This window comes from Nocardia yamanashiensis NBRC 100130 (assembly GCF_001613325.1).
Lineage (GTDB): Bacteria > Actinomycetota > Actinomycetes > Mycobacteriales > Mycobacteriaceae > Nocardia > Nocardia yamanashiensis.
In genome coordinates, this window is record NZ_BDCD01000043.1 from 69,667 (window position 1) to 78,818 (window position 9,152).

At 60.8% G+C, this 9,152-nt stretch carries 9 protein-coding genes; 4 read left to right on the plus strand and 5 right to left on the minus strand.

The window, feature by feature from the left end:
- Window positions 1–165: 165 nt before the first annotated feature.
- Both NY1_RS37400 and NY1_RS37405 read left to right on the plus strand, forming a co-directional pair.
- On the plus strand, window positions 166–1,047 hold the full coding sequence (locus tag NY1_RS37400) for a hypothetical protein (protein WP_157762732.1): 882 nt from the start codon (window positions 166–168) through the stop codon (window positions 1,045–1,047).
- 493 nt (window positions 1,048–1,540) lie between these two features.
- Window positions 1,541–2,026 (plus strand): hypothetical protein, encoded by a 486-nt coding sequence (locus NY1_RS37405; RefSeq protein ID WP_067722048.1) that lies wholly within the window; start codon window positions 1,541–1,543, stop codon window positions 2,024–2,026.
- Window positions 2,027–2,302: 276 nt separating this feature from the next.
- On the opposite strand, the gene NY1_RS37410 is transcribed toward NY1_RS37405, so the two are convergent.
- The 5 genes from NY1_RS37410 to NY1_RS37430 form a co-directional block, all read right to left on the minus strand.
- A complete protein-coding gene (locus NY1_RS37410) occupies window positions 2,303–3,532 on the minus strand; it encodes an FAD-dependent monooxygenase (protein ID WP_169815461.1) in 1,230 nt (409 codons plus the stop codon).
- 165 nt (window positions 3,533–3,697) lie between these two features.
- Window positions 3,698–3,916: a hypothetical protein gene (locus NY1_RS37415; protein WP_157762734.1), complete on the minus strand. Its 219-nt coding sequence runs from the start codon at window positions 3,914–3,916 to the stop codon at window positions 3,698–3,700.
- Window positions 3,917–3,983: 67 nt separating this feature from the next.
- Window positions 3,984–4,832 carry a carbohydrate ABC transporter permease gene (locus NY1_RS37420; protein ID WP_067722052.1) on the minus strand — a complete coding sequence of 283 codons (849 nt, stop codon included), beginning with the start codon at window positions 4,830–4,832 and terminating at the stop codon, window positions 3,984–3,986.
- Window positions 4,832–5,779 carry a carbohydrate ABC transporter permease gene (locus tag NY1_RS37425; protein WP_084536089.1) on the minus strand — a complete coding sequence of 316 codons (948 nt, stop codon included), beginning with the start codon at window positions 5,777–5,779 and terminating at the stop codon, window positions 4,832–4,834. The genes NY1_RS37420 and NY1_RS37425 overlap by 1 nt, the downstream gene beginning before the upstream one ends.
- Window positions 5,776–7,092, minus strand: coding sequence for an ABC transporter substrate-binding protein (locus NY1_RS37430; protein WP_067722054.1), 1,317 nt, complete (start codon window positions 7,090–7,092; stop codon window positions 5,776–5,778). The genes NY1_RS37425 and NY1_RS37430 overlap by 4 nt, the downstream gene beginning before the upstream one ends.
- 354 nt (window positions 7,093–7,446) lie before the next feature.
- On the opposite strand from NY1_RS37430, the gene NY1_RS37435 reads away from it, so the two are divergent.
- Both NY1_RS37435 and NY1_RS37440 read left to right on the plus strand, forming a co-directional pair.
- Window positions 7,447–8,346 carry a hypothetical protein gene (locus NY1_RS37435; protein WP_157762735.1) on the plus strand — a complete coding sequence of 300 codons (900 nt, stop codon included), beginning with the start codon at window positions 7,447–7,449 and terminating at the stop codon, window positions 8,344–8,346.
- A gap of 224 nt (window positions 8,347–8,570) precedes the next feature.
- The gene (locus NY1_RS37440) at window positions 8,571–8,807 is read left to right on the plus strand and encodes a hypothetical protein (RefSeq protein ID WP_157762736.1); all 237 of its coding nucleotides are present in this window, start codon (window positions 8,571–8,573) and stop codon (window positions 8,805–8,807) included.
- The last annotated feature ends 345 nt before the right edge of the window (window positions 8,808–9,152 follow it).

Genomic DNA, 9,152 nt, shown 5'->3' on the forward strand with positions numbered 1-9,152 from the left:
CCTTCCCGTGGTTGGGACGTCGGAGCTTCGGCGATAGACCGGAGACTCTGATAATCATCTGCTGAGGCAGCGGGTGTAGGGCGGGCGCGCCTGGCGTACGCCGGATGCGTCTGGTATCTACCGGAAGCCGACAGCCAAGTCGGTCGTTTTGGGCACAAATAGCAGGTGGTATTGATCCACTCCTTCGGAAATGCCTTGATGATGGCTAAGAAGCGTCTCGCAACGGCCATCGTCCGGAGCGGTGAACACCGTGGTGGGATTCCACCCTTCACCGACAAACTCAGAGTCGCGGTGCGCGCCTTCGAACTCGCCGACAGGCCACAGAACTTCGCCGAATTCTCCGTCGGATTGTCCGTGAACTCAGTCGCATCGGCACGGCTGGTATCAGATTCAAACTACTCCAAGGGTCGCGATCTCAGCGAGACCATGAACGTCTCCTACATTCGCAGTAAATTGCGCAGGTCTCTGGATGAGATCAGCGATCCTGGGCTTGGAGAGATCTACCGCCTACAGGGCTACGATCGACTCCCGGCGTTAGCCGACTCCCATGGGGTGGATGCGGTTGTCGCGGCCGGGGGACGCGAGTTCTTCCGCGGCGTGACCGACCCGCGTTTCGTTGAGGAATTCAAGAGCGGCCCCTATTTCCCGGGGCTGGCGGCCGAGGGAATCATCTCCGGCAACGGCACCTATGTGACTACGATGCGTGAGGTGGCGCAGCACTATGCGGACGGAAATCCGGCCGGCGTTATCCGGATGGCGCTCCGGCCTGACGCCCGAATCACTCACTCACGCAGTCTCTATGCCGAACATTCTACGTGGGTGTCACAGTTGTCGGCGGAGAGGCAACGGCTTGAGGCTGTTGATCAGACCCCTGATGTTGTGGCTCGCCTTCAGAAGTTGTCGGATGCGTGGTGGGTGAATTCTGACCTCGGCCGGTTTGCTGCGGCACGAGGCTACGATGCGTACGAGACCAACGGCGGCTACTTGGGTTACGACGACCAATATTGGGTGGTGCTGAATCGCAGCGCCCTGGTGGTTGAACGGTGAGCTGACAGACCTTAGTTGTTCAGCGCGGATGGTTATCTGGCCTAGGAGAACGCGAGCGCCGAGCGTCCGCGTCGGAGCCGGAGAGGCCCCGTAGACCCGCCATTCTGGTTCGGATGTGTCCGTTGGAAGTGCTGACACAATCGACTCCGAATCAAGATCATCGATGCCGAGTTGGAGGATTGTCATCCGATAGGCGATTTACCAGCCGTGGCAACAGTCACCGATCCGCTGCTCGAATACTATGGCCTATACCTCCTCGCTGTGCGACCAGCCGAAGGCCCGCCGAAAGCGGAAGTACACCTCATTCCGTGCACTCTTGCGAACGCGGGTACAGATATTCACTCGACAACATCAGGCCAGAAATCTATATGCGATTAGTCAAAACTCTCAATGATATGTATTCGACAGGGTTCAACTGCGCCGACGAGGCGGTTATACTATGAAAGTTGTAGCACGGTCACCTAACGCCTGCGTTCGAAAGATCTCTGATCGAGTGCCTATCACCAGTCGCGCTGAAGGTTTGCTGGATGCGCGGGAGCTGCTGCTTTCCATTTCTGGAGCGCTGACGGGTCGCTCGCCGCTGATCGAATCGGCCCGTGAGCTCGCAGATCTCCATTCCACGCTGTTCACGGCGGCATCTTCGATCACATGTCGACCTGCCGATTTCGATGAAATAGCGATCCGTGACCGCATCGTGGTCGTTATTACGCTGATCGATGATTGGTCGGCCCTGCACCTACCCCGCCCCGCCGCCGCGCGCCGCCATACGCATTCGCTTGGTGAGGTGATCAGCCACGTCGCCGATACGTACGCTCAGGTGCAATGGACCCTTAGGCACAGCCGCAGCGCGGACGAAACACACAACGCAGCTCTGCGTTTCGCGCAAGTGCAGGAAGGCTACGCCGACCTAATAGACGAGATCCTTGCGTGCCGCGTTGCCCTTCCCTTGGGTCTCGGAGGTTTTCGCCGTCCCGCCTGATCTGAGGCAGAGCAGAAGTCGGACTATTGCATCACGAGCAGAGTGCAGTGACGCGCATTCCGTCTCGCACATGTTGTGCGGAATCAGCAGAGGATGGCAAATCGACGGAAATTCTCGGCTCGGCAGCCAGAGATTTCAGTGCAGCGGCAGCGGCGATACCAGGATTCGTCGGCTCGCCGGCCGTTGTCACGGCGCATGAGCTCGGTGCGGCAGTGGCGGCCGGTGGGCAGGAGCTGTGGTGCTCGCTGGCGACTTGTGACCGCCGCCGGTAGGTGCTCAATGACTCGAAGCGTCGGTTGTTTCGAATGCTTGGTAGCTTGGCAGCGTGATCGCGTCAGCTTGCTGCAGCGACTGCGCCGTGCTCCGGCGGAAAAGCGCGGAGGTCCTGACCTGGACTGACAGGTTACGCATGGTGATTGCCGCACGCCCGTTCGGCAGAAACCCATCGATGCCGCCCGACGGCAGTTTCTGGCATGCGGTTACGTAGGGACGCATTCGGTCGTGGCAGCGGTCAAAGGCGGTCGAGTAGTCGTCGCCGGCACGGGCCAGTTCGCCCGCCAGGATATAAGCCCCGACCATTGCCATCGCGGTGCTGTTGCCCGACAGCGAGGAACCGCAATAGCCCGCGTCGCCGACCAGCGCCACTCGTCCGCGCGCCCATCGGTGCATACGGGTCTGGCTGACGGTGTCGAAGAAGAAGTCCAGCGCCTGACTCATCGAACCCAGTAATCGTGAAGTGTGCCAACCCATTCCGGCGAACTTCTCGGCTAGGACTTGTTGCTGACGGGCCAAGTCGTGGTGGTCGTGGACAAGACCGGCCGCTTTGAACGCGAACATGGCTGTGGCGCTGTTGGACCCCTCCCGTCGGAGCGCCACGAGTCGGCCGCCTCGCGCATTGTGCACGAGAAACCAGTCGTCGAGTTCCAGTCCGTCGGCCGGGACAGTGAAGGATGCCAGGCAGGCGCCCAAGTGATGGACGAAATCGGTCTCCGGTCCGAAGGCCAGTCTCCGTACATTCGAGTGCAGCCCATCGGCGCCGACAATCAGGTGGAAGACGCGAGACTCGTTGCGGTCGAAGGTGACCGACAGGCCTTCCTCGGTTTCCCGCAGTTCAGTGATCGAGTCGTCGAATAGGTACTCGACGCCCTCCCCGGCAGCCTCGTGCAGGATTCCAGTCAGATCGCCACGCAGGATCTCGATCTCGACGGCGGCAGCCATGGACAGCGCGGCCGGCACGCTAGCCTTCCGCAAACCGGAGGCGTCGACGTAGGCGAGTCCACGCTCATGTACGCGGGACTGTTCGATGCGCGGCAGCACATCCATGCGCGCAGCAACTTCCTTTGCGACGCCGCGCAAAACCGCCGCCTGGCCGCCGGGACGGGGAGCGGACGCACGCTCTACAACCGTCACCTCGAACCCGTATCGACGCAGCCAATGGGCAAGCGTCAGTCCGGCGATACTGGCGCCGGAAATCAGGATGCTGTGATGGACGGCCTTGTGTTGCACAGGTTCTCCTAGACAATCGGTTCGGCCGATGTCTCGAGCGACTGTATCGACGAAACCGCGGCTTCCCAAGAATGGGAAGCATCGGGACGTACCGGTCGTCGTAGGTGAAAGGCCTGCTCCAGGCTGCCCGTCGCCCGGATACGCAAACCCGAACCGACAGCGGGGCTAGGAGGATCCGGCGCTGCCGGTCGGCAAATGCACGATCCACGGCCAGAACATGTCGCTCGAACCGGTGGCATCGTTGCAGAACCCCGCGTGACAGGTGAGTGGTCCTCGGTCGATGTTGGCGGCCGATTCGGGCGAACCTCCGAACTGCAGGCCGGCCACGATGAGCGCCGGTGTGACAATGGCGATGCTGAGTCCAGCGCGCAGTGGGTGAAACATTTCCATCCTTCGTGAAATATCCGGTGGGAGAATCGATCCGACCTTCCGGGGACGGCTCGAACGGGCCCTATCGTCCACCGAGCCCGGTGGTGGCGATGCCGCGCAGGAAAGCGCGCTGGGCAATCACATATACGAGGATCAATGGCAGCAGGACGAGCATCGCGGCGGCCATGAGCACCGGCCAGTCGGATACGTATTGGCCCTGCATCCACACGAGGCCGAGCGTCAGGGTGCCGATGTCTTTGCGCTGCACCATTACCAGCGGCCACAGGAAATCGTTCCAGACGTTGACCCAGGTGAGAACGGCCAGCACCGTCGCGGCTGGTTTCGCGTTCGGAAGCAGGATGCGCCAATAGATCTGCCACGGCGAGCAGCCGTCGAGGGCCGCTGCTTCTTCGAGATCCTTCGGCAGGGTGCGGAAGAACTGCCGCATGAGGTAGGTGCCGAAGGCGCTGCCGAACAGTCCCGGAACGATCATCGCCCACGGTGTGTCCATCCAGCCGAAGGCGCGCATGAGCATGAACTGCGGGATGACCGTGACCGTCAGTGGGACCATCAGGGTGGCCAGATAGAGGACGAAGAGCGTATCGCGACCGGTGAATTGCAGTCGAGCGAACGCATATCCGGCCAGCGAGCAGAAGAAGACCTGACCAGCGGTGACAGCGCCGGCGTACAGCACGGTGTTGGCCAGCATCCGCCAGAACGGCATGAGGGTGAAAACGTCGGAGTAGTTGGACCACTGCGGATGTGCGGGAATCAGGACAGGCTCACTGACCTCGGCTTCCTTCTTCAGCGAGCCCGATAGCGCCCACAGAATCGGGAACAATGCGCACCAAGCTGCCGCGATCAGGGCCGCGTACAGTGCGATCCCGCGAAGGATACCGCGCCTGATTCCGCGTTCGGTGGTCCCAGCCATCAATCCTCCAGGGAGTGTTTGCGTGCCCAATACAGCTGCAACACCGTCGCTATCAGCAGGATCGCGAACATCACCCAGGCGAGCGCGGCCGCGTAACCGAAGTTCAGAAACGCGAAAGCGTGCTGGAACAGCATGATGCCGAAAACATAGGTGCCTGATTCCGGACCGCCGTGACCGCCGGTGAGCACGTACACCTGATCGAATGCCTGCAGGGCGTTGATCACCGAGATGACCGCTACGAACGACAGCGCGCCCCGAATCAGCGGCACGGTGATGGAGAACAGCCGACGGAGCTCTCCGGCGCCGTCGATTCTGGCGGCCTCATACAGTGATTCGGGCACGCCCCGCATTGCCGCCAGTAGGACGACTATCGCGAACGGCACAGACTTCCACACCCCGACCAGGCACAGCGAGAACATCGCCCATTTCGGGTCGATCAGCCAAGGCACCGGCCCCAGACCGATCCAGCCGAGCATGATGTTGAGCAGGCCGCCGTCGGTGTTGAAGACGAACTGCCACACCAGAGCCATGACGACCGACGACACGGCCAATGGTAGAAACAGAATCGTGCGGAAGATGCTGAGCCCTCTGATCTTCCGATTCAGTAGCGCCGCCACGGCGAGACCGATCGCAACGGTCGGCACCACCGTCCCGAGGGTGAGAACAACCGTATTGCGTAGTGCGATGAGAAAGAGTGGGTCCGCGGCCAGCAAAGTGCGGAAGTTGCTCAACCCGACAAATTGCGGAGGGTTGAACAGATCCCATTTTTGCACGCTCATGTACAGCGAGAAAGCAAGAGGGAACAACAGGAACACGGCGATGGCCGTCAGGTTCGGCGCGATGAAGGCCAGTCCCCACTGGCGTCGGCGCCGGGCTGGCTCATGGCGATCGATAGCCTCGTCAGGCCCGGATAGTGCTGTGGCAGGAGCTTTTTCGATCAGACTCATAGTTTTCGCAGCACCTCATCGACGTCACGGGAAAGCCCGGTCAGCACCGTGGCGGGCTTTGTTCCACGCAGTACGGGCCCGAAGCTGCGGTCCATCAAGGCATCGATTTCCGCCCAGACCGGAGTGACAGGCAGAAAGCCTGACCGTGCCGGACCTTCGGTGAGTACCGCGAGATTGCCGACTCTGGCATGGGCTTTCGCGAATCCGGGCGAGTTGAGCGCGGATTTGAGTACGGGCACGAAAAGACCGGATCCACCGATGAGTGCTTGGCCGACCGGGCCGGTCACGAACTTCACGAATTCCCATGCCTGTTGTCTGCGTGGGCTACTCGCGGCTATGGCGAGTCCCGTTGTTCCGATATTCGACAGCGCGCCTTGGCACTTCGGCCCGGTGGGGAGCACGGTGACATCGAGATCCAGATCATCGGCGTGGGTGAACGTGCCGTAGCGCCAGTGCCCGCCCATAGCCATCGCGGCCTTGCCGAGCACGAACATGTCCATGGTGGACATGCTCTGGCGATCGGCCGGTGTGGGTGTCACCGCATGCTTGTTGGACAGGTCCGCATAGAACTGGACACCGTCGATGAAGGCGGGGTCGTCGAAATTGATGTGCGCCGGATTGATCCGCGGGGCCGACCACACGGCGCCGTTGTTCATACCGAACAGCCCCGCCGAGTAGTACGGCACCCAGGTGTCGACGAAACCCCACTGGGTGACCTTCCCGGAGCGGTTCCGTTTGGTCAGAGCCCGGGCCGCGCTGAGGAACTCGTCGAAACTCCATGGCCGATCCCACCGGGCCGGCGGCGCGGGCACGCCCGCATCGGAGAACAGTTTCTTGTTGTAGAACAGGAAGTTTCCCGCCCACTGTTCCGGGAACGCATACTGTCCGCCCTCGAACTCGAACGTCTCATACAACGCACCGACGCTCTCGGTCCTCAACTCCGCGGCGAACGCCGGATCGGAGGCGAGCATGGTGTTCAGATCCAGCAGCATGCCCCGGTCGGCGAGCCCGGCGAAGGTCAGATCCCACGCCATCAGCACATCCGGGCACTTGCCCCCAGCGCAGTAGGTCGACATCTGCTGCATGGGGTCCGGCCCGGACAGCACCGTCCGTACGGCGATCTCGGGACAGCGTCGCCGGAATTCGTCGATGATCGCCATCCGCCCTTTCGCCTCTTCCGGATTGGCCTGGAAGAAGAACGTCAGCGCCTGGTCGTCGTCGCCGCACGCCGCAGCGGGCAGCAGCGAGCCCGCGACACTCAACGCACCGGCACCACGCAGGAAGCTTCGCCGCCCGAACGGCTTGCCGACCATACAGCTCCCGATTTCTGTCCGACCGCTTCACTGTTCAACGGCCCGCTATTCAGCGGCTTACTCGGACCGTGAGAGGTCCCCGTGCGGCAGATGGGAACGACATCCAGTCTGCCAACACTCGTGACCGGTCGGCTCCCGACTGTTCCCAATTGTGGGGGCAAGCCGGAACCGCAGCCGTACGTGACGACCAGGTTCCCACTGATGGCGTTTCGGGAGATTCATGAGCGTCTAGTGTTTACGGCCATCGATTTGTCAACGACCAGAGGATGTTTCGTGCCGCCCGTTCGAGTACCACCGCAGGAGGACAGCGAACCGACGCCAAGGGGGATAGCTCTGCGATCACTGCGGAAAACCTTGGACGATACTACGGGCGACCCATGCCTTCCCGCGGCTCTTGCCCGGGTAGCGCAGGAAATCTATAAGGTTGATCCAATACCTGGCGACCCGGTGGCTATAAATAATTGTTCCGATCAATATTTGAATGTCAAGCGCGAGATCGATAACACCTTGGCTAAATGCGTGGCTATTCGCGAAAAGCTTGCACTTTCATGGTACGGACGTTCGGGGCGCGCCCTCTTGTATGTAATGGATGCCCTTATCGGAGATATTTTTCTGGCGTCCGCAAGGCTGGAAAAAGGTAGCTCGCCGGTGAGCGATTTCTCCCGCGAGCTGAGCGAGACCCAACAGCGAGATTCTGCCGCACGTTCACTGTTATCCGAGGCGGCGGCGAAGGCTTCGACTATGCCTTTGGATCGAAGGATCGGGGATGCGATACGTGACGATCTTCCCGAACTGTTGGAGCAGGTTCGAAAGGGCTGCGATCAGCGAATATACCTGGATGATCTCGCGACCAGACAAGCCCGCACTGCGGAGGAAAAACTGAACGATGCGGACAATTACTACGATACAAAACGCTTCAGTACCGACGGGAAACCGACTGACAGAAAACTATACTTCGATCCGGCTGAGATCGCTGCCTCAAATAATACGATTTCCCATGCCACGTCGCTGCTGAACGATATGCGAAAGGCGCTTTATGACACCATACATGACCGTGAGCAGGAGTCCTATGGAGGCATCGTCAATAGCCTACACCGGTTTACTCAGCAGAGGGCCCGTGACATCGAATCCCTCAACGGTATCGCCGAGAGATTTCAAGCGGCGGTTGAGTGGAGTATGCACGTTTTCGAACAGGTGGATCAGGAAAAGGGTCGCAAAATAGCGGAAGTATCGCAATATCCGACGATGATGTGACTAGCCTCCCTCCTGGGTTCAATCTTGCTGGCACCCGCTCGCTGCGCCTGGCCTCTGATGTCAGTGTGGAAGTTTGTCCTGACGGTAGCCGCCCGGCCCAAGCGGGCAGCGGTCGTCACCTCCGGTCCGCGCAGCAGCTGCCCATAGAATTCGCGGCGTTTCATAGTGTTGGCCGATGCCTAGAGTCCAGTGGGTAATTTGATCTTCGGAAAGGTTGAAAGCACTTGAAGCGTACAACAATCGGCCTGCTGTCGATGGGTGGGATCGTCCTTGCCGGGGTTTTCGCCCCGGTGGCCGCGGCCGGACCGGCCGTCGACCAGGTCGCAGTTACCGACCAGATGGGCGCGGTCGCCGACTCCGGCAGCGGAGCTGCGCAGGGTCTCGCATTCCTGCTCAAATGCCTCACAACCGGGTCCGGCACGCCGGGAACCACCGGCACTACCGGCTGCCTGGTTTCCTGACGAACTCTTGGCTGGCTACGCCCCCGACGTCGAGCATGACCAGGACCGCCCAGGCGAAATCCTTCACACCGGCAACGTGACAGACGTTTCATTCCCACCAATGGGAATCGGACGACGTCGAATGCAGTGAGCGATGCCATAACGTTCACGCCCGCAAGGAATTGCTGTGTGAAACGATGAGGGCCGAGACGTGGTGGCAACGGTGGCGACCGAAGAGGAGCGTCTGGAAGAGCAGTCGGTCACCGAATCGTCGAATCTGCTGGTGCGCGTGGCATTTCGGTTCGGCTTCCTCTTCGTCGGAGTCGGGATGGCGGGCCCGTTCGTAGCGCGGTCACTGTTGCGTTC